We start from the raw sequence: 17873 nt of genomic DNA on the forward strand, positions 1-17873 counted from the left end.
GCCGCGTGGCGACGCACCGCTAGCGTGCCAGCGCGCGCTTCAGCGCGGCATGGATCCGCGGGTCCAGCGACTGCGCGGCGTTGAAGCGCATGAAGCGCCCCGCCTCCGGCGACTGACTGAAGGCATTGCCAGGCGCCAGCACCATGCCGTCCTTCAGGCAGTCGCGGGCCAGTTGCGCCGCATCGACGCCGGCCGGCAGTAGGCACCACAGGAACATACCGGCCTGCGGCGTCAGCCACGGCGTGATGCCGACCTCACCCAGCTTCGCGATGATCCGCTCGCGCGCATCGGCCAGGCGCAACCGTACGCCCTCCATGTGCCGGCGATAGCCGCTATCGGTCAGCGCCGCCAGCAGGACATCGGCGGCCAGCCGGCTGCCGCCGAAACCGGTGGCGAGCTTGAGATCGGCCAGCGCGTCGAGCCAGTCCGGGCGCGCGGCGATAAAGCCGCAGCGCAGCGACGCCGAAAGGGTCTTGGAGAAGCTGCCGATCTGAATCACCCGCGACAAGCCGTCGAACGCGGCCAGCCGCGGCGCCGGAGCGGTTTCGAAATCGGCGAAGATGTCGTCCTCGACGATCACCAGGTTCGACATCTCCGCCAGTTTCAGCAATCGGTGCGCGACCACCGGCGACAGCACCGCGCCGGTCGGGTTGTGCAGTCCCGAATTGGTGATGTAGAGCCTGGGCGCCTGCGCCTGCAGGGCGGTGCCGAATGCTTCGAGATCCGGCCCGGCGGGCGTGTATGGCACGCCGACCACCTTGACCCGGTGCGCCTTCAGCAACGCGTGGAAATTGAAGTAGCAGGGATCGTCGACCAGCACGGTATCGCCGGGTTCGAGCAGGAAGCGCGCAATCAGATCGATGGCATGGGTGCCCGAATCGGTCAGCATGATCTGATCCGGTGACGCCTCCACCCCGTTGCCCGCCAGTCGCCGCGCCAGCAGTTGCCGCAGTGCCGGCGCACCGAGCGGGGTGGCGTAGTCGGCCAGCGACACCGTGTCGGCCCGCGCCACCGCGCGCAGCGCGCGGCGCATGCCCGATTCGTACATCCACGCCGCCGGCAGCCAGCCGCAGCCAGGCTTGAGCATCGCCGCGTCGGTTTCCAGCGACTGACGCGAAATCCACATCGGATCCACTTCCCGGTCGAGCCGCGGCCCCATCCGTGCAAGCGCCAGCGGCGCGACGGGTCCGGCGACATAAAAGCCCGAACCCGGCCGCGAACCGATGACGCCCTCGGCGGCCAAGCGCTCGTAGGCTTCCACCACGGTGGACACCGAGACCTGCATCGCCTTCGCCTGCGCGCGCACCGAAGGCAACCGCGCGCCAGGCCCATAGGCGCGCGCGGCGATCCGCGCCCGAATGGCCGCCATCACCTGATCGATGCGGGTACTGCCCGACTGCCGGCCCATCGCGCTCCCTCCTCTCAACCGTACGGCCCAACAAGGCATAACAGTTACTTGCAACTGTACTGGATTGTATCTGGGGATGACGGCGCCGGCATGGTCCACTGGCCGCATTCCCCGAGAGTCAGGCAATGGACAAGGCGAGCAGCGGCTGGATCAACGGTTTCATCGGCGTGGTGATCTTCGCCGGCTCGCTGCCGGCCACCCGGGTGGCGGTGCTGGATCTGGATCCGGTGTTCCTGACCGCCGCCCGCGCCGCGATCGCCGGCCTGCTCGCGCTGCTTCTGCTGCGGGCGTTCCGCCAGCCGCGCCCGGATCGGACCGACCTGCCCTCGCTGGCGGTGGTGGTGCTGGGCGTGGTGGTCGGCTATCCGCTGCTGAGCGCGCTCGCCCTGCAACACGTGTCTTCGGCGCACACGATCGTGTTCGTCGGCCTGTTGCCGCTGAGCACCGCGATCTTCGGGGTGATCCGCGGCGGCGAGCGTCCGCGACCGGTATTCTGGCTGTTCTCGGTGCTAGGCAGTCTGTGTGTGGCCGGCTATGCGCTCATGCACGATGCGGAAGCCTCCTGGGCCGGCGATCTGCTGATGGTGGCCGCGATTCTGGTCTGCGGCCTGGGCTATGCCGAGGGCGCGCGGCTGTCCCGCCGGCTCGGCGGCTGGCAGGTGATCTGCTGGGCGCTGGCGTTGTCGCTGCCGGTGGTTCTGCCCATCACGTTTGCGTCGCGACCGGATTCCTTTGCCCCGGTGGGTACACTGGCCTGGATCGGGCTGGCCTACGTTTCGCTCTTCAGCATGCTGATCGGCTTCGTGTTCTGGTATCGCGGGCTGGTGCAGGGCGGCATCGCCGCGGTCGGGCAGCTGCAACTGCTGCAGCCGTTCTTCGGGCTCGCCCTGGCCGCGCTGCTGCTCGGCGAAGCTGTGAGCTGGACGATGCTCGCGGTAACCGTGGGCGTGGTCGCCTGCGTGGCCGGCGCGAAGAAGTTCGCGACCTGACCGCCATGGCGATTCCAGCAAACGAAAAAAGGCCGGGCATCGCCCGGCCTTTTCGTCATTTCGCCAGCGCCGCGCCTCAGTCGCGCAGCTTGACCAGCCAGCCGTGGCGATCCGGAATCTTGCCGTACTGGATGTCGGTCAGTTCCTTGCGGATGGCCATGGTCACTTCACCGGCCGGCGCGCTCGCGTCGCCGACCGAGAAATCGCGGCCCTTCAGCTCGCCGATCGGGGTGATCACCGCGGCGGTGCCGCAGGCGAACACTTCGGCGATCTCGCCCGAGGCCACGCCCTGCTTCCATTCGTCGATGGACACCTTGCGCTCCTCGACCTTGTGGCCGCGATCACGCGCCAGCTGCAGGATGCTGGAGCGGGTCACACCTTCCAGGATGCTGCCGGACAGCTCCGGGGTCACGATCGTGCCGTCCTTGTAGACCAGGAACACGTTCATGCCACCCAGTTCTTCCAGGTACTTGCCCTCGACCGGATCCAGGAACAGCACCTGCGAACAGCCCTGCGCCTGCGCTTCCTGCTGCGGCAGCAGCGAGGCGGCGTAGTTGCCGCCGCACTTGGCCGCGCCGGTGCCGCCCTTGGCGGCGCGCGCGTAGTCGGTGGACAGCCAGATCGACACCGGCGCCACGCCCTTGGCGAAGTACGCGCCGGCCGGGCTGGCGATGACGTAGTAGCCGGCCTTCTGCGCGGCGCGCACGCCGAGGAAGGCCTCGGTGCCGATCATGAAGGGACGGAAGTACAGGCTGGTCTCCGGCGCGCCCGGCACCCAGTCGGCGTCCACCGCGATCAGCTGGCGCAGCGATTCGGTGAACTCGGCCACCGGCAGTTCCGGCATCGCCAGGCGGCGGGCGGAACGTTGCAGGCGCGCGCCGTTGGCGTCGGGGCGGAAGGTCCAGATCGAGCCGTCGGCGTGGCGATAGGCCTTGATGCCCTCGAAGATTTCCTGGCCGTAGTGCAGCACGGACGCGGCCGGATCCAGCGCCAGCGGACCGTAGGGACGCACCTGCGCGTCGTGCCAGCCCTGCGCCTTGTCCCACTCGATGGCGACCATGTGGTCGGTGAAATGCAAGCCGAAGCCCGGCGCGGCGAGGATCTTCTCGCGCTCGGCGGTGCTGCGGGCCTGGGCGGAGCGTTCGACCCGGTAGACCAGGGGGGCGGCGTTGGCGACGTTCATCACTTGCTTCCTGTATTCCACTGCGAAAAAAGGGAAAAGCGCGCAGGCGCTCAGAGCATGCCGGTTTCCAGCTTGGCGGCTTCCGACATCATGTGGCGGCCCCACGGCGGGTCGAACACCAGTTCCACGTCCGCCTCGGCGATGGTGGGAATCATCTCCAGCTTGCTGCGTACGTCGTCGACCAGGATCTCGCCCATGCCGCAGCCGGGCGCGGTCAGGGTCATCTTCACCTCGACCTCGCGCTGGCCATCGTCGCGATGGTTGAGCCGGGCCTCGTAGACCAGTCCCAGATCGACGATGTTGAACGGGATTTCCGGATCGAAGCAGGTGCGCAGCTGTTGCCACACCATCTGCTCGACTTCGTCGTCGCTGGCGTTGTCCGGCAGGCTGAGCGGCTCGGTCGGCTCTTTGCCGATCGCATCGGCATCCTTGCCGGCGATGCGGAACAGGTTGCCTTCCACGAAGACCGTGTAGCTGCCACCCAGCGCCTGGGTGATGTAGCCGTAGGTGCCTGCCGGCAGGGTCACGCTCTCGCCCTGCGGTACCAGCACCGCGGGACAGTCACGCTCGAATTGGACGGGTTCGCTGCTGCGGGAATACATGCCGTTCACATGGGGGCGCGTGGGGGGCGCGCAAGGCCGACATTGTATCGCGGCAGCCCGGGCGGGGCCGGCAGGCCTTATCCTTGGCGGCCCCCTGTCGGAGCCTTCATGCCGCCCGCCGCCCCTTCCACGCCATCCTCCCGCTGGCTGACCCCGATCATCCTGCTGCTCGGTGGCCTGTGCTTCAGCCTGATCTGGGTGCTGCTGGCGCTCTATCTGGGACGACAATCCGGCTGGATGGCGCTGCTGGCGGCGCTGGACGCGGCCGTGCTCCTGCGCTTTGCCGGCGTGCGCCCGGGTGGCCGCCGCGCGCTTGTGGCCGCGCTGGCGACGGTGGCGATGGCGGTGCTGGCGAACTGGTTCATCATCGCCAGCCAGCTCGGCTTCGTGCTCGGCCTGCTGCCCTGGGAATCGGCGCTGCGGCTGGGGCTCTCCCATGCCTGGACCCTGGCCCAGCTCGCCAACGGCACGCTGGATTGGGCGTGCCTGCTGGTGTCTCCGCTGTTGGCGGCCTGGCTGGCGAAGTAGCGCAAGGCCCGCCCGGGATCATGCGGCGCGTCCCGCGCTGAAGTCCGCGTGTGGGAGCGGCGGCTCAGTGGCCGCCGCCGTCCAGCGCCTTCAGTTCGCTGACCAGCGCGCTGGCCATCTCCGCGCCGTCGCCGTACAGCATGCGAGTGTTGTCGGCGTAGAACAGCGCATTCTCGATGCCGGCGAAACCGGTGCCCTTGCCGCGCTTGATCACGATGGTGTTCTTGCTGTTGACCACGTCGAGGATCGGCATGCCGTAGATGGGGCTGGCGGGGTCGGTCTTCGCCACCGGGTTGACCACGTCATTGGCGCCAATCACCAGCGACACGTCGGTGTTGGCGAACTCCGGGTTGATGTCGTCCATGTCCGCGATCAGATCGTAGGGCACGCCGGCTTCGGCCAGCAGCACGTTCATGTGCCCGGGCATGCGGCCGGCGACCGGATGGATGGCGAACTTCACCTTCACCCCGCGATCGATCAGCTTCTGCGCCAGTTCCCAGATCTTGTGCTGCGCCTGCGCCACCGCCATGCCGTAGCCGGGCACGATCACCACGCGCTCGGCGAAGGCCATCATCGCGGCAACGTCACCGGCCTCGATCGGCTTCTGCGAACCGGAGATCTCCTGCGCCTGCCCGCCACCGCCGAAATTGGAGAACAGCACGTTGCGGATCGGCCGGTTCATCGCCTTGGCCATCAGCCGGGTCAGCAGGATGCCCGCCGCGCCGACCATCATGCCGGCGATGATCAGCGCCTCGTTGCCCAGCACGTAACCCTCGAACGCCACCGCCAGGCCGGTGAAGGCGTTGTACAGCGAGATCACCACCGGCATGTCGGCGCCGCCGATCGGCAGGGTCATCAGCACGCCCAGCGCCAGCGCCACCACGAAGAACGCGATGATGTACGGGACCGACAAGGTATAGGCCGCCCAGCCTCCGAGCGCCAGCATCGCGATGAACACCAGCAGGTTGAACGCCTGCTGGCCGGGGAACACCACCCGCTTGTCCAGCCGTCCGTCGAGCTTGGCCCAGGCGATGACCGAACCGGACAGCGACACCGCGCCGATCGCCGAACCGATCACCGCCAGCGCGAGGGTCGTCGCATCCGGCTGACGCGCGGCCAGCGCGGCGATCGCCGACTCGCTCCAGTGCGTGGTGTCGCGATGGACCAGGAAGGAGAAGCGCAGCAGTTCAACCGCGCCGATCGCCGCCGCCGAACCGCCGCCCATGCCGTTGTAGAGCGCGACCATCTGCGGCATGTCGGTAATCGGCACCTGCTTGCCGGATACCCAGGCCACCGCGCTGCCGATCGCCACCGCCGCGATGATCAGCGGGATGTTGTGCAGGTCCGGCAGGAAGAACGTCGCCACCGTGGCGATCAGCATGCCCAGCCCGGCCCAGCGGATGCCGCTGCGCGCGGTCAGCGGCGAGGCCATGCGTTGCAGGCCGAGCAGGAACAGGGTCGCGGCGACCAGATAGCTGGCCTTGACCAGGAAGGACAGCAGTTCGGGCAGGGTCCAGCTCATCACTTGCCCTCCTTGCCCGGCTGCGGCTTGCTGGACTTGAACATCTCCAGCATGCGCTCGGTCACCACGTAGCCGCCGGCGGCGTTGCCCGCGCCCAGCAGCACGGCGATGAAGCCGATGACCTTCTCCAGGGTGGTGTCCGCGTGCCCCAGCACCACCATCGCGCCGATCAGCACGATGCCGTGGATGAAGTTGGAGCCGGACATCAGCGGCGTATGCAGGATGACCGGCACCCGGGAAATGATCACATGCCCGGCGATGGCCGCCAGCATGAAGATGTACAAGGCCACGAAACCGTCGTTCATCCACGCACTCCCAGATTGTCGTTGCGCCGACGGGTCGCGCCGCGGCGTTTCCGCATCATAACCGCACCTGAACCCGGCGGAACCCCGCCGCGCGCCTGTCAACGCGCGCGCCGGCGGGGCGTTTCCCCTGTCGCAAGCATCTCCGTTCCCGCCACCCGCCATGAGGCAACCGCCATGAACCACCGCATCCCGCTGTGCCTGGCCGTACTGCTGTCCGCCATCGCCACCCCGGCCTTCGCCGCCGATCCCGGCGATCGGGCCAACCACCGCCTCGATGTGCGTGGCGAGCGCATCGAACATCGCCTCGATGTCCGCGGCGATCGCATCGAGCGGCACTTCGATCGCCGCGCAGATCGGGCCGCCGCGCACGGCCACCCGCGCGCCGCCGCCCGCCTGGACGCGCGCGGCGAGCGCATCGACCGCCAGTTGGACCGTCGGGGCGATCGCATCGAGGCGCGCCTGGACCGCCGCGGCGACCGGATCGAGCGCCGCTGGGACCGCCGGAGCTAAGCTGTGCTGGTGAGTACCGGCCCCGGACAAGAAACCGATGTCGCGACGCCGCCAGTGGCGGCTTCGCCGGCAATGTCGCTTGATCAGTTCCTGGCCGGACTGGGCACCCGCGCGTTCCGTTTCGCCGAGGCCGGACTGCGCAGCCGCGACGACGCGCTGGACGCGGTGCAGGACGCGATGATGAAGATGCTCGGCTACCGCGAGCGGCCCGCCGCCGAGTGGACACCGCTGTTCTGGAGCATCCTGCGGCGGAAGATCGTCGACGTGCAGCGCCGGCAGCGCTTCCGCCTGCGCTGGCTGCGGCCGGAGGCAGAGGGCGAAGGCGAGGCTTCGCTGGACTGGGCCGACGCCGCGCACGGACCGTCGCAGTCGCACGAACAGCGCGAGGCCTATGCACGGCTGGTGCAGGCCCTGCGCGGCCTGCCCGCCCGCCAGCGCGAAGCCTTCACCCTGCGCGTGCTGGAAGAACTCGATGTCGCCGACACCGCCCGCGCGATGGGCTGTTCGGAAGGCTCGGTGAAGACCCATCTGTCGCGCGCGCGGGATGCGCTGCAGAAGCAACTGGAGGAATTCCGATGAACCCCGCCCACGAACATGATTTCGACGCCCGCGCGCGCCAGGCGCATGCCGCGGCGCTCGCGCAGGTGTCCCCGCGGACCCTGGCACGCCTGCGCGCGGCCCGCCACTCGGCGCCGGCGTCGCAGCGGCGCGCCTGGCCGTGGCTGACCGCCACCGCGTTCAGCGCGGTGCTGGCGGTGATGATCGGCCTGCAATGGCTGCCGTCGTCCCCCGCGCCGGCGCCGGAATCCCCGGAACCGGCGATCACCGCGGCCACGCCGGACGCGGCGCTTCCCGCCAACACCCTGCTCGACGAAAATCCCGATCTGTACCTGTGGCTGGCCTCCTCCGAGGCGCCGCCGCTGGCGATGGAGTGAACCGATGAAGACCCGAACCCTGCGTTGTTCCCTGTTGTCGCTGCTGGGCCTGTCGTTGCTGTGGACCGGCCAGGCGCTGGCGCAGCAGGCGGTCCCGGCGCCCGCGCCGCTGCCGGAATGGGAGAAGCTGACGCCGCAGCAGCGTGAAACCCTGATCGCGCCGCTGCGGGATCGTTGGAACGCCGATCCCCAGGGCCGCTCGCGGATGATGGAGCACGGACGCCGCTGGCAGCAGATGACCCCCGAACAGCGCACGCAGGCACGCCGCGGCATGCGTCGTTTCGAACACATGAATCCCGAGCAGCGCGATCGCGCGCGGGCCCTGTTCCTGCGCATGCGCGAGATGCCGCCGGAGCAGCGCGAGAAGCTGCGCGAGGACTGGAAGAAGATGACCCCGGAGCAGCGCCGCGCCTGGCTGGAACAGCATCGTCCCAAGGACGAGACCGCGCGCCCCTGAACCGGCGGCGACGCCTCGCCGGCGGCCTCAGGCCGCCGGTTCGGGCCAGCGGGTCTTCGCCAGCAGTTCGTCCTGCCAATCGAAGCTGATCGCCCCGTCCTTGAGGAACAGCGAGACGAAGTTCAGCACGTTGCGCGCGTACATCTCGCTGGCGTGCACCGCGCCCATGCTGGCGAGATTGAGCGGTCCGGCGACGGTGACGCCCTGGTGCTCGATCGTTTCGCCGGGCCGGGTGGCCTCGCAGTTGCCGCCGGTCTCCGCGGCCAGATCCACGATCACGCTGCCCGGCTTCATCCCCTCGACCATCGCGGTGGTGATGATCTTCGGCGCCGGCCTCCCCGGCACCGCGGCGGTGCAGACGATGACATCCACGCCCTTGAGATGTTCCGCCAGCCGGCGCTGCTGTTCGCGGCGCTCGTCGTCGGTCAGCTGGCGCGCGTAACCACCCTCGCCGGCCGCGCTCACGCCCAGGTCCAGGAAGCGGCCGCCCAGCGATTCGATCTGCTCGCGGGTCTCCGGGCGCACATCGAAGCCCTCCACCTGCGCGCCAAGGCGCTTGGCGGTGGCGACGCCCTGCAGGCCCGCCACGCCGGCGCCGACGATCAGCACCTTCGACGGACGGATGGTGCCGGCCGCGGTGGTCAGCATCGGAAAGAAGCGCGGGGCGAGCTGGGCGGCGATGAGCACGGCCTTGTAGCCGGCCATGCCTGCCTGTGAACTGAGCACGTCCATGGCCTGCGCACGGGTGGTGCGCGGCAGGCGCTCCAGCGGGAAGGCCAGCAGGCCGCGCGCCTGGATGGCTTCGGCACGCGCGGCATCGGCCTGCGGATGCAGCATGCCGATCAGCGCCGCGCCGGTCTTCAACCGGGCCAGCGTGTCCGGTGCGGGCGGCTGCACGCACAGCACCACGTCGGCATTGGCCAGGGTATCGCCATCGACCGGGCGCGCACCCGCGCCGGCGTAGGCCTCGTCGAGAAAACCGGCCGAGCGTCCGGCACCGGGGTCGAACCGCACCTGGGCGCCCGCGGCGACCATTTTCTTGACCGTTTCCGGGGTGGCGGCCACGCGCCGTTCGCCCGCTGCGGTTTCCTTCAGGACCAGAACCTCGACCGCCATGCGTACTCCGGTGCCGTTTGTGTCGGAGCCGATGCTAGCAAATGCGGCGCGGGATCAGGGCGTGCCGCCGGGGCGGGCGGCCGGCTCCAGCCGATCGATCACGCCCTGCATGGCGCTGTCGAACGCATCTTCCTCGATGTGCCGGCGCAGCCGGCCCAGGCGCACCATTGCCGCCAGTTCTTCCGGCGAGGCCACGCAGAAGCGCACGCCACGGCGATTGACGAACAGCAGGCGCGAGGAAATCGGACTCACCCACGAAAGCTTGCCCGGCTGCACCTTGTTGTCCTTGTCGATGAAATCCAGCCACGTGCCGATGGCCAGCAGGCGGAAGTGATCGGCGTCGGTATGATCGAATTCGAGCGTGTCGATCCCGCCGACGATCTGGATCGGCGTGTTCTCGTCCTCCGCCGGCTTGGGCAGGATGACCTGCGGCAGCTCCGGTAGCGATTTCTGCAGGTCCGGGCGCGATGCGGCGATCGCCTGCAGGGTGTCGTGCAGCGCGTCCACGGCGCCGTGGGCGGCATCGGCATTCATGCCGACACTGGCGAACACCTGCACCAGTCCGGGACGCCAGGCCTGCAGCCAGGGCTTGCCGATGATCTGGCGCTGGGCCTCGGTCAGTTCCTCGAGGATGCCGTCGGCCAGCGTCAGCGCGTCGCGCAATGCGTTGCTGTCCTCGCCTTCGCGCAGCAGCGTCATGGTGACGTGGTGGGCCCACGGCTGGCGCAGGAACTCCTCGATCGCGCCCGGCAACTCGCGGCCATCGACGCGGGCCGACAGCTCGGCATTCATGCGCGTGCGCGCGGTTTCCAGGCGCTCCTGGCCACGCTGGATCTCGGCGGCCCGGCGCTCGGCGATCTCGATGCGGCGGCGGTGCTGGTCCAGGAACGCGCGGAATTCTTCTTCCAGGGTCAGGAAGATGGCCAGGTTCTCGTTGAACTCGGCCACCAGCCGATCCACCACTTCCTCGACCTTGGTCAGCAGGGTGCGCTCGGCCGCGCTCTCGCCGTTGTTGCCTTCGCAGGCCTCGGCCAGCGCATTGAGCAGGCGGCGGGCGGGATGGGTCTTCTGCACGAACATGCGCCGGTCCAGCAGCGCCACCTTCACGAACGGCACCACCAGCCGGCCGATCAGTTCGCGCGGCCGCCCTTCCAGATCACGCTCGTCCAGCATGACGTCGAACAGCATGCCCACCAGATCGATGGCGTCCTCGTCGACCGGCGCCAGCCGGGCGGTGGACGGATCCACGCCCAGTTGGGTGGCGCTGCTGAGTACTTCGTTCTTCAGCCGCTGCGCCAGCGATTCGCCGGTGTCGCCAATCGCGGCCCGCAGGGTCGCGCTCGGGGTGGACTGCAGCAGCGACAGGACCGACAGCATTTCCCGCTGCGACAGATCGCGGGTGCCGAGCGCGCCACGCGCCGACTCCGGACCGCGCTGGCTGCGGGACTCCTGCAGCAGGTGGTGCAACGCTTCCAGCAGCACGGTCTGGGTGCCGGGCGCCTGCCCGTAGCTGCCCTCTTCGGTTTCGGCACGGCCGCCCGAGCCGCCGTGCATTTCGCGGAAGCCGGCCATCCGGTTGACGAAACGCGCGGCCCAGGCGGGCGCGTGCATCTCCTCGTCCTGGATCAGCGGCTCGCTGTCGAAGGTTTCCGGACGCGGGACCGGCGTCGGGGCCGGTTTCGGGCCCGCCGGCAGGTCCGGCGCCACCCCAACCCGGACCAGGCGCTGGTCGAGCGCCTCGTAGATGCGGGCCACCAGCGGCACCAGTTCGCGTTCGCACAGCTTGACCACCACCAGCCGGACCTCCAGCGCCAGATCGCTGGTGCCGAAGGCGGTGTGGATGGCCGCGCCGATGTGCTCGGCGCCGATGGGATTGTGTTCGCCGTCCAGCTTGACGCTGGCGAGCACCGACAGCCGACGCTCCAGCCGGCTCAGCACCGGCTTGCAGTCACGCGCCAGCACCGCCGCCAGATTGCGCGCGGCCAGGCGCGATTCCAGTTCCTGCTCGGTGACCAGGCTCAGTCCGGAACTGTCGCCGCGTATCAGGATCTCCTCCGCGGACAGCGGCTGGCCGGCTTCCAGCGAACGCCAGGCTTCGAGCAGGGCATTGCGGAAACGCCCGATGATTTCCTCGCGCCGGCGGCGCAGTTCGCGCATCGCGTCGAGGAACGCCATCTGCGAGGGACCGGCGCGCTCGGCGCGATCGAACAGCGCGTCGTCGAAACGGCCCAGCGCCTGGATGAACGCATCCGCCAACGGCGGCAGCACGGCATCACGCGCCTGGCCGAGCAGGCGCGGGTCGTGTCCACTGCTGGCAGTGGCGTGAGGGCTGTTCGTCATGCGCAAGGTTCCCCGCCTTGGCAGGCGAAAGTTGCAAACGACCCGTTAAGGTCAGGCGACTCACACATCGTAGGAAATCCAGTGCGAACCTGGCGTGACCAGATCGGCACTTTGGCGCGGTGCAACGGGAATGACAAGTTAAACTTGCCGGCATGTCTGCCGCCTCCCCCCTCCAGTTCCTCGACGATCGCCGCTCGGTACCGTCCCGCCAGCTCGGTGAACCCGGACCCGACCCGGCCACCCTGCGCCGCATGCTGCAATCCGCGGTGCGCGTGCCGGATCACGGCAAGCTGGTGCCGTACCGGTTCCTGCACATCTCGGGTCCGGCCCGGCTCGCCCTGGGCGATGCGCTGGCCGAGCGCACCCTGGCGCGCGATCCGGAGGCACCGGCCGCGGCGGTGGAGAAGGATCGCGCGCGCTTCTCCCATGCGCCCGACATCGTCACCGTGATCGCCCGGATCACGCCCGGCCACAAGGTGCCCGAGCAGGAGCAGTTGCTGACCGCGGGCAGCGTCTGCTTCGCCCTGCTGCAGGCCGCGCAGGCGCTGGGATTCGGCGCGCAGTGGCTGACCGGCTGGATGGCCTACGACGAAGCCGTCGCCACACTGCTGGGCCTGGGCGCGAACGAACGCATCGTCGGCTTCATCCATATCGGCACGCCGCGGATGGAGGCGCCCGAGCGGGAACGGCCGGATCCGGCCGACCTGCTCAGCCGTTGGCAGCCCGATGGCCGCTGACGCCGACCTCGCGCCGGCGCGTCCGCTCTACCTGGTCGATGCCAGCCTGTACGTGTTCCGCGCCTGGCATTCGATGCCGGACGAGTTCCACGACGCCGACGGCTGGCCCACCAACGCGGTCCACGGCTTCGCCCGCTTCCTGCTGGAACTGTTGGAGAAGGAACGTCCTCGGCACATCGCCATCGCCTTCGACGAAGCGCTCGACAGTTGTTTCCGCAACCGCATCTATCCGGCCTACAAGGCCAATCGCGATCCGGCGCCCGAGGAACTGCGCCGGCAGTTCGGCCATTGCAAGGCGTTGTGCGCCGCGCTCGGTTTGAGCGTGCTGGCGCATGCCGAATACGAGGCCGACGATCTGATCGGCAGCGCGCTGCACGGCGCGCGCCCCACCGGTTTCCGCGGGGTGATCGTCTCGGCCGACAAGGATCTGTCGCAGTTGCTGTGGGAACACGATGAGCAGTGGGATTTCGCCCGCGGCCAGCGCTGGGGCATGGCCGGGGTCAAGGCGCGCCACGGCGTGGAGGCGCGGCAGATCGCCGATTACCTGGCGCTGACCGGCGACGCGGTCGACAACATTCCCGGCGTCAGCGGCATCGGCGCCAAGAGCGCCGCGGTGCTGCTGGCCCATTTCGGCAGCCTGGACACATTGCTCGCGCGCATCGACGAGGTGCCGTTCCTGCGCCTGCGTGGCGCCGCCGGCATCGCCGCGCGCCTGCGCGAACAGCGCGAGCACGCGCTGCTGTGGCGCGAGCTGACCACCATCGCGCTGGACGCGCCGCTGGGCACGCAGGAAGCCGGGTTCGGCCGCGCCGCCGCCGACGGCGATGTGTTGCACGCCCTGGCCGAAGCGCTGCGATTCGGGCCGATGACCCGGCGGCGCCTGCTGGAAGCGGCGGGCCTTTCGGTCGCCTGATCGCGGCGCGGCGCCCTCCGGCGCCTACAAAACGTCATCGCCAGCCGTTAGCATCGCCGCATGGATGACGCTTCCCGACACCGCAAGACCGCCGCACCCCGCACCGTCTACGAAGGCCGCTACCTGCGGATGGTCGAGCGCGGTACCTGGGAGTATTCCGAGCGCACCCACAGCGGCGGGTTGGCCGCGATCATCATCGCGGTGACTCCCGACGACCGGGTGTTGTTCGTCGAGCAGTTCCGGGTACCGCTGCAGGCCAGCACCATCGAGATGCCGGCCGGGCTGGTCGGCGACATCGATGCCGGCGAATCCATCGAGGTCTCGGCCATCCGCGAACTGGAAGAGGAGACCGGCTGGACCGCCGCGCACGCGGAAGTCCTGTTGATCGGTCCCACGTCTTCCGGCAGCAGCAGCGAGAAGGTCGCCTTCGTGCGTGCCACCGGCCTGCGCAAGGTCGGCCCGGGCGGCGGCGATGGCGACGAGGACATCACCGTCCACGAAATCCCGCGCGCGCAGGCGGCGGCCTGGCTGACCGCGAAGTTGCGCGAGGGCTACGAACTGGACGCCAAGCTCTGGGCCGGCCTGTGGATGATCGAACACAACCTGGACGGCACCCCGCGCGGCTAGCCGCGGTCGTTCAGGCCGGTTCGGCCAGCAGGCGCTCCAGCATCCAGCTGGCCGCGGGCCCCAGCGGCCGCCGCCGCGACCAGATGATGTCCACCGCCTGGCTGCGCGGCCAGCCCGCCACCTTCAGTTCCCGCAGGCGGCCACCGGCGTAGCCGTTGACCAGCCAGCGCGGCAGTTCGGCCCAGCCGAAGCCGTGCACCGCCATTTCCAGCAGCAGCAGGTAGTTCGGCGCGGTCCAGCGGCCGTCGCCCGCGGGCAGCGCATCGTCCCGCGCCTCCGGCTGGCCCACCGTGCTCAATGCGAGCAGGCGCCAGCCCGCCAGATCCTCGACCCGCACCCGCGGCAACTTCGCCAGCGGATGATCGTGGGCGACGAACAGGTCGAATTCGGCGCGTTCGGCCACCGTCGCCGAGCCCAGTTCCGGCGCGTAGTGCTCGCGGGCGGCCAGCACGGCAAGGGTGGCGCGGCCTTCATCCACCAATTCGATCAGGTCCTCGCGCTCGGCCAGCAGGCATTCGAACTCCAGGTCCGGGTAACGCTCGGCCATTTCCGCCAGCAGTGCTTCGTAACCGGCCGACTGGTAGGCATCGGACAGCCCCAGGGTCACCCGCGCCTCGCGCCCGCCCGCCAGTTCCGCCGCCACCCGTTGCAGGCGATCGGACGCGGCCAGCACCTGCTCGACCCGGCCCGCCAGCACCTGCCCGGCCTCGGTCAGCCGGGGTTGCCGGCCGGAACGGTCGAACAGGGTGACGCCCAGGTCGATTTCCAGCCGGGCGATGGCTTCGCTGACCGTGGACTGGCTCTTGCCCAGCCGGCGCGCGGCCGCGCTGAACGAGCCCAGGGCGACGGCCTGGGCAAACGCCTGCAGGGATTCCGGTGAGGGATTCATATATCGGCTTTCCCGATGGATTCCAACTTCAACCCATCCTATCAGCCGATGAGAATGCTCGCCTGTTGTTTTGCAGGAGCTTGCCATGAACCCGAATCACGCCGCCCCCGAAAAGAGCCTCAGGGAACGCGTCCTCCACGCGCTGGCCTTCGAAGGCCTGGCCATTGCCCTGTCCGCGCCGGCCCTGGCCTGGCTGCTGGGCAAGTCGCTGCTGCACACCGGCGCGCTGACCCTGGCGGTTTCGACCCTGGCGATGCTGTGGAACATGGCCTACACCGCGGCTTTCGACCGCGCCCAGCAGCGTTGGGGCTTCGAGCGGACCCCCAAGGTCCGCGTCATCCACGCGCTGCTGTTCGAACTGGGTCTGATTGTCGCGACCGTGCCGCTGGCCGCCTGGTGGCTGTCGATCGGGCTGGTGCAGGCGTTCGTGCTCGATATCGGCCTGCTGCTGTTCTTCCTGCCCTACACGCTGGGCTTCAACTGGGCCTACGACGTGCTGCGTGAGCGCTGGCTGGCGCGGGACGCGGCCCCGAACCTGGAAGCCGCTGCGCGCGGCCGGACCTGAGCCCGCCTGAAACGAAAAGCCCGCGCCATCCGGCGCGGGCTTTCTTCGATCCATCCGCCACGGCGGACCGGATCAGGCTTTCTTGAGGAACTCGGTGCGCAGCACCAGGCCCTTGACCTTGTCGACGTTGCACTCGATGAGTTCCTCGTCGTCGGTCAGGCGGATGTTCTTGACCAGGGTGCCGCGCTTGAGCGTCACCGAGGTGCCCTTCACCTTCAGGTCCTTGATCAGCGTGACCGAGTCGCCATTGGCGAGCACCGTGCCATTGCTGTCCTTGACCACGATTTCTTCTTCCGACATTTCATCTCCATGAGGCGNCCCGCCGGCAAAACGCCCCGTGGGGCAGAATTCAGGCGAACGCGTCGGTGGCCCTCACCAGCGCGTCGATGTTCTCTTCCTCGAAGGCGGAATGGCCCGAGGTCGGCGTGATCTCCAGCCGGCCCTTCGGCCACGCCTTGTGCAGTTCCCACGCATTGGCCACCGGGCACACCACGTCGTAGCGGCCATGCACGATGACGCCGGGAATGTCGGCGATGCGCGATGCGTCGCGCAGCAGTTGACCCTCGACCTCGAAGAAACCACCGTTGACGAAGTAATGGTTCTCGATGCGGGCGAAGGCCAGCGCGAATTCGGCATCCTCGTGGCCGCTGACGAAATCCGCGTCGACCCGCAGGAAGCTGGTCGCGCCTTCCCATACGCTCCACGCGCGCGCGGCCGCCAGCCGCACCGCGTGATCGTCGGAGGTCAGGCGACGGTGGTAGGCCGAAATCAGGTCGTGGCGCTCGACCGGCGGAATCGCCGCCAGGTAGTGCTCCCAGGCATCCGGGAACAGGCGCGAGGCGCCTTCCTGGTAGAACCACTCCAGTTCCCAGCGACGCAGCATGAAGATGCCGCGCAGGACCAGTTCGGTGACGTGCTGAGGGTGCGCTTCGGCGTAGGCCAGCGCCAGGGTCGAACCCCAGCTGCCACCGAATACCTGCCAGCGCGCGACGCCCAGGCGCTCACGCAGTTTCTCGATGTCGGCGACCAGATCCCAGGTGGTGTTGTCGACCAGATCCGCGTGCGGCGTCGAGCGCCCGGAACCGCGTTGATCGAACAGGATGATCCGGTACTTCGCCGGGTCGTGGAAACGACGCATCTTCGGGCTGCAGCCGCCGCCGGGACCGCCATGCAGCAGGACCACCGGCTTGCCGTCCGGATTGCCGCACTGCTCGTAATACAGCGTGTGGCGATCGTCGACCTTCAGCGTGCCGGTGTCGTAGGGTTCGATGTCCGGATAGAGCGTGCGCATGGCGATTCCCGCGGAAAACAGGCGCCCATTCTAGCCGGCGCGGCCTTTTCCCGCTGCCGCGCCGGGTCGGCTCAGCCCGGCCAGCGCCCGAGCGTGACGCGATCGCGCGCTTCCAGATCCCGCTCGGTGGCGACTTCGGCCAGACCCGCTTGCAGCAACAGCTCGCGGATCGCGGCGCCCTGGTCCCAGCCGTGTTCCAGCAGCAACCAGCCACCCGCGCGCAGATGACGCGGGGCGCCAGCGACAATGATGCGAATCGCGTCCAGGCCATCGATGCCCGATGCCAGCGCGGTCATCGGTTCGTGGCGCAGGTCGCCCTGCTCCAGATGGGGATCGGCCTCGGCGATGTAGGGCGGATTGCTCGCCACCAGATCGAAGCGCTCGCCTGCCAGCGGCAGCCACCAGTCCCCCTGGAGGAAGCGGACATTGCCGATGCCGTGTTCGCGCGCGTTGCGTCCGGCCATCGCCAGCGCGCCCGCGCTGGCGTCGGTGGCGACGATCCGTGCCTGCGGGCGCTCGCTGGCAACGGCCAGCGCGATCGCACCGCTGCCGGTGCCGAGATCGGCCACGTCCGGCGCGCCTTCCAACGGCAGGCGGGCCAGCGCCAGTTCCACCAGCAGTTCGGTTTCCGGGCGCGGAATCAGGGTGTCCGGGCCGACCGCCAGGTCCAATGTCCAGAAACCGCGCCTTCCGGTCAGGTAAGCGACCGGTTCGCCGGCGATGCGACGTTCCAGCAACGCCTCGAAGCGCGCCATCTCATCCGCGCCCAGCGGATCCCGCGCGTGCGCGAACAGCCAGGCGCGATCCCGTCCGAGCACGTGCGAGAGCAGATGCTCGGCGATATGGCGGCCGTCCCCGGCGGGAAGACGGCCGACCGCCCGTGACAGGCATTGGTTTACATCGGGTTGTCCGGAACTGCCCATCGCGCGACCTGCGGCCCGCCCAGCGCGGGCGCG

At 69.1% G+C, this 17873-nt stretch carries 20 protein-coding genes and 1 pseudogene; 10 read left to right on the forward strand and 11 right to left on the reverse strand.

Annotation, left to right across the window (positions count from 1 at the left end):
- Window positions 1-19: 19 nt before the first annotated feature.
- Window positions 20-1408 (reverse strand): PLP-dependent aminotransferase family protein, encoded by a 1389-nt coding sequence (locus tag ACTJI2_RS10410; RefSeq protein ID WP_440842057.1) that lies wholly within the window; start codon window positions 1406-1408, stop codon window positions 20-22.
- A gap of 125 nt (window positions 1409-1533) precedes the next feature.
- Between ACTJI2_RS10410 and ACTJI2_RS10415 the strand changes: the two genes are divergently transcribed.
- Window positions 1534-2397 carry a DMT family transporter gene (locus ACTJI2_RS10415; protein ID WP_440842059.1) on the forward strand — a complete coding sequence of 288 codons (864 nt, stop codon included), beginning with the start codon at window positions 1534-1536 and terminating at the stop codon, window positions 2395-2397.
- 76 nt (window positions 2398-2473) lie between these two features.
- Here the strand turns inward: ACTJI2_RS10415 and ACTJI2_RS10420 are convergent, their stop codons facing one another.
- On the reverse strand, window positions 2474-3580 hold the full coding sequence (locus ACTJI2_RS10420; RefSeq protein WP_141455845.1) for a branched-chain amino acid aminotransferase: 1107 nt from the start codon (window positions 3578-3580) through the stop codon (window positions 2474-2476).
- A 50-nt stretch (window positions 3581-3630) separates the two neighbouring features.
- The gene (gene sufT, locus ACTJI2_RS10425) at window positions 3631-4182 is read right to left on the reverse strand and encodes a putative Fe-S cluster assembly protein SufT (RefSeq protein ID WP_141455844.1); all 552 of its coding nucleotides are present in this window, start codon (window positions 4180-4182) and stop codon (window positions 3631-3633) included.
- A 108-nt stretch (window positions 4183-4290) separates the two neighbouring features.
- Between sufT and ACTJI2_RS10430 the strand changes: the two genes are divergently transcribed.
- Window positions 4291-4710, forward strand: coding sequence for a hypothetical protein (locus ACTJI2_RS10430; RefSeq protein ID WP_440842060.1), 420 nt, complete (start codon window positions 4291-4293; stop codon window positions 4708-4710).
- Between the two features lie 64 nt (window positions 4711-4774).
- Here ACTJI2_RS10430 and ACTJI2_RS10435 read toward each other — a convergent pair whose 3' ends face one another.
- Window positions 4775-6232, reverse strand: coding sequence for an NAD(P)(+) transhydrogenase (Re/Si-specific) subunit beta (locus ACTJI2_RS10435; protein WP_440842061.1), 1458 nt, complete (start codon window positions 6230-6232; stop codon window positions 4775-4777).
- Window positions 6232-6537 (reverse strand): NAD(P) transhydrogenase subunit alpha, encoded by a 306-nt coding sequence (locus tag ACTJI2_RS10440; protein ID WP_141455841.1) that lies wholly within the window; start codon window positions 6535-6537, stop codon window positions 6232-6234. Before ACTJI2_RS10440 ends, ACTJI2_RS10435 begins: the two co-directional genes overlap by 1 nt.
- Before the next feature lie 174 nt (window positions 6538-6711).
- On the opposite strand from ACTJI2_RS10440, the gene ACTJI2_RS10445 reads away from it, so the two are divergent.
- The 4 genes from ACTJI2_RS10445 to ACTJI2_RS10460 all read left to right on the forward strand — a co-directional run bounded on the left by ACTJI2_RS10445 (window position 6712) and on the right by ACTJI2_RS10460 (window position 8439).
- Complete coding sequence (locus tag ACTJI2_RS10445; protein ID WP_183638748.1) at window positions 6712-7047, forward strand: hypothetical protein; 336 nt, start codon at window positions 6712-6714, stop codon at window positions 7045-7047.
- A gap of 72 nt (window positions 7048-7119) precedes the next feature.
- Window positions 7120-7626: an RNA polymerase sigma factor gene (locus ACTJI2_RS10450; RefSeq protein WP_183638750.1), complete on the forward strand. Its 507-nt coding sequence runs from the start codon at window positions 7120-7122 to the stop codon at window positions 7624-7626.
- Window positions 7623-7982 (forward strand): hypothetical protein, encoded by a 360-nt coding sequence (locus tag ACTJI2_RS10455; protein ID WP_183638752.1) that lies wholly within the window; start codon window positions 7623-7625, stop codon window positions 7980-7982. The genes ACTJI2_RS10450 and ACTJI2_RS10455 overlap by 4 nt, the downstream gene beginning before the upstream one ends.
- 4 nt (window positions 7983-7986) lie before the next feature.
- Window positions 7987-8439, forward strand: coding sequence for a DUF3106 domain-containing protein (locus ACTJI2_RS10460; protein WP_183638754.1), 453 nt, complete (start codon window positions 7987-7989; stop codon window positions 8437-8439).
- A gap of 27 nt (window positions 8440-8466) precedes the next feature.
- On the opposite strand, the gene ACTJI2_RS10465 is transcribed toward ACTJI2_RS10460, so the two are convergent.
- Window positions 8467-9555, reverse strand: a complete 1089-nt coding sequence (locus ACTJI2_RS10465) for an NAD(P) transhydrogenase subunit alpha (protein ID WP_440842062.1) — start codon at window positions 9553-9555, stop codon at window positions 8467-8469.
- A 54-nt stretch (window positions 9556-9609) separates the two neighbouring features.
- Window positions 9610-11895 carry a DUF1631 domain-containing protein gene (locus ACTJI2_RS10470; RefSeq protein WP_183638758.1) on the reverse strand — a complete coding sequence of 762 codons (2286 nt, stop codon included), beginning with the start codon at window positions 11893-11895 and terminating at the stop codon, window positions 9610-9612.
- A 152-nt stretch (window positions 11896-12047) separates the two neighbouring features.
- Here ACTJI2_RS10470 and ACTJI2_RS10475 point away from each other — a divergent pair, with 152 nt between their 5' ends.
- The 3 genes from ACTJI2_RS10475 to ACTJI2_RS10485 are packed head-to-tail and all read left to right on the forward strand — an operon-like array spanning window position 12048 to window position 14172.
- Window positions 12048-12632 carry a nitroreductase family protein gene (locus ACTJI2_RS10475; protein ID WP_318287641.1) on the forward strand — a complete coding sequence of 195 codons (585 nt, stop codon included), beginning with the start codon at window positions 12048-12050 and terminating at the stop codon, window positions 12630-12632.
- On the forward strand, window positions 12622-13545 hold the full coding sequence (locus tag ACTJI2_RS10480) for a 5'-3' exonuclease (RefSeq protein ID WP_183638762.1): 924 nt from the start codon (window positions 12622-12624) through the stop codon (window positions 13543-13545). Before ACTJI2_RS10475 ends, ACTJI2_RS10480 begins: the two co-directional genes overlap by 11 nt.
- Before the next feature lie 60 nt (window positions 13546-13605).
- On the forward strand, window positions 13606-14172 hold the full coding sequence (locus ACTJI2_RS10485; RefSeq protein WP_192197894.1) for an NUDIX hydrolase: 567 nt from the start codon (window positions 13606-13608) through the stop codon (window positions 14170-14172).
- Window positions 14173-14182: 10 nt separating this feature from the next.
- Here the strand turns inward: ACTJI2_RS10485 and ACTJI2_RS10490 are convergent, their stop codons facing one another.
- A complete protein-coding gene (locus ACTJI2_RS10490) occupies window positions 14183-15061 on the reverse strand; it encodes a LysR family transcriptional regulator (protein ID WP_318287642.1) in 879 nt (292 codons plus the stop codon).
- 85 nt (window positions 15062-15146) lie between these two features.
- Between ACTJI2_RS10490 and ACTJI2_RS10495 the strand changes: the two genes are divergently transcribed.
- The gene (locus tag ACTJI2_RS10495; protein WP_318287643.1) at window positions 15147-15626 is read left to right on the forward strand and encodes a multidrug/biocide efflux PACE transporter; all 480 of its coding nucleotides are present in this window, start codon (window positions 15147-15149) and stop codon (window positions 15624-15626) included.
- A 72-nt stretch (window positions 15627-15698) separates the two neighbouring features.
- Here ACTJI2_RS10495 and ACTJI2_RS10500 read toward each other — a convergent pair.
- From ACTJI2_RS10500 to prmC, 3 genes and pseudogenes are all read right to left on the reverse strand, one after another.
- A pseudogene (locus tag ACTJI2_RS10500) lies at window positions 15699-15914 on the reverse strand (alkylphosphonate utilization protein); the annotation flags it as partial.
- 61 nt (window positions 15915-15975) lie between these two features.
- Window positions 15976-16917: a prolyl aminopeptidase gene (gene pip / locus ACTJI2_RS10505; RefSeq protein WP_318287644.1), complete on the reverse strand. Its 942-nt coding sequence runs from the start codon at window positions 16915-16917 to the stop codon at window positions 15976-15978.
- A gap of 71 nt (window positions 16918-16988) precedes the next feature.
- Complete coding sequence (prmC, locus tag ACTJI2_RS10510) at window positions 16989-17840, reverse strand: peptide chain release factor N(5)-glutamine methyltransferase (RefSeq protein ID WP_318287645.1); 852 nt, start codon at window positions 17838-17840, stop codon at window positions 16989-16991.
- Between the last annotated feature and the right edge of the window lie 33 nt (window positions 17841-17873).

Source organism: Pseudoxanthomonas sp. 22568 (assembly GCF_052044485.1).
Taxonomy (GTDB): Bacteria; Pseudomonadota; Gammaproteobacteria; order Xanthomonadales; family Xanthomonadaceae; genus Pseudoxanthomonas_A; species Pseudoxanthomonas_A beigongshangi.

Bases quoted from the DNA above. Each gene is read 5' to 3' on its own strand.
- ACTJI2_RS10455 (WP_183638752.1), top strand. From the start codon at position 7,623: ATGAACCCCGCCCACGAACATGATTTCGACGCCCGCGCGCGCCAGGCG.
- ACTJI2_RS10445 (WP_183638748.1), top strand. From the start codon at position 6,712: ATGAACCACCGCATCCCGCTGTGCCTGGCCGTACTGCTGTCCGCCATC.
- ACTJI2_RS10450 (WP_183638750.1), top strand. From the start codon at position 7,120: ATGTCGCTTGATCAGTTCCTGGCCGGACTGGGCACCCGCGCGTTCCGT.
- ACTJI2_RS10480 (WP_183638762.1), top strand. From the start codon at position 12,622: ATGGCCGCTGACGCCGACCTCGCGCCGGCGCGTCCGCTCTACCTGGTC.
- ACTJI2_RS10465 (WP_440842062.1), bottom strand. From the start codon at position 9,555: ATGGCGGTCGAGGTTCTGGTCCTGAAGGAAACCGCAGCGGGCGAACGG.
- sufT (WP_141455844.1), bottom strand. From the start codon at position 4,182: ATGTATTCCCGCAGCAGCGAACCCGTCCAATTCGAGCGTGACTGTCCC.
- ACTJI2_RS10495 (WP_318287643.1), top strand. From the start codon at position 15,147: ATGAACCCGAATCACGCCGCCCCCGAAAAGAGCCTCAGGGAACGCGTC.
- ACTJI2_RS10490 (WP_318287642.1), bottom strand. From the start codon at position 15,061: ATGAATCCCTCACCGGAATCCCTGCAGGCGTTTGCCCAGGCCGTCGCC.
- ACTJI2_RS10485 (WP_192197894.1), top strand. From the start codon at position 13,606: ATGGATGACGCTTCCCGACACCGCAAGACCGCCGCACCCCGCACCGTC.
- ACTJI2_RS10470 (WP_183638758.1), bottom strand. From the start codon at position 11,895: ATGACGAACAGCCCTCACGCCACTGCCAGCAGTGGACACGACCCGCGC.
- ACTJI2_RS10430 (WP_440842060.1), top strand. From the start codon at position 4,291: ATGCCGCCCGCCGCCCCTTCCACGCCATCCTCCCGCTGGCTGACCCCG.
- ACTJI2_RS10435 (WP_440842061.1), bottom strand. From the start codon at position 6,232: ATGAGCTGGACCCTGCCCGAACTGCTGTCCTTCCTGGTCAAGGCCAGC.
- ACTJI2_RS10475 (WP_318287641.1), top strand. From the start codon at position 12,048: ATGTCTGCCGCCTCCCCCCTCCAGTTCCTCGACGATCGCCGCTCGGTA.
- pip (WP_318287644.1), bottom strand. From the start codon at position 16,917: ATGCGCACGCTCTATCCGGACATCGAACCCTACGACACCGGCACGCTG.
- ACTJI2_RS10420 (WP_141455845.1), bottom strand. From the start codon at position 3,580: ATGAACGTCGCCAACGCCGCCCCCCTGGTCTACCGGGTCGAACGCTCC.
- ACTJI2_RS10440 (WP_141455841.1), bottom strand. From the start codon at position 6,537: ATGAACGACGGTTTCGTGGCCTTGTACATCTTCATGCTGGCGGCCATC.
- ACTJI2_RS10415 (WP_440842059.1), top strand. From the start codon at position 1,534: ATGGACAAGGCGAGCAGCGGCTGGATCAACGGTTTCATCGGCGTGGTG.
- ACTJI2_RS10410 (WP_440842057.1), bottom strand. From the start codon at position 1,408: ATGGGCCGGCAGTCGGGCAGTACCCGCATCGATCAGGTGATGGCGGCC.
- ACTJI2_RS10460 (WP_183638754.1), top strand. From the start codon at position 7,987: ATGAAGACCCGAACCCTGCGTTGTTCCCTGTTGTCGCTGCTGGGCCTG.
- prmC (WP_318287645.1), bottom strand. From the start codon at position 17,840: ATGGGCAGTTCCGGACAACCCGATGTAAACCAATGCCTGTCACGGGCG.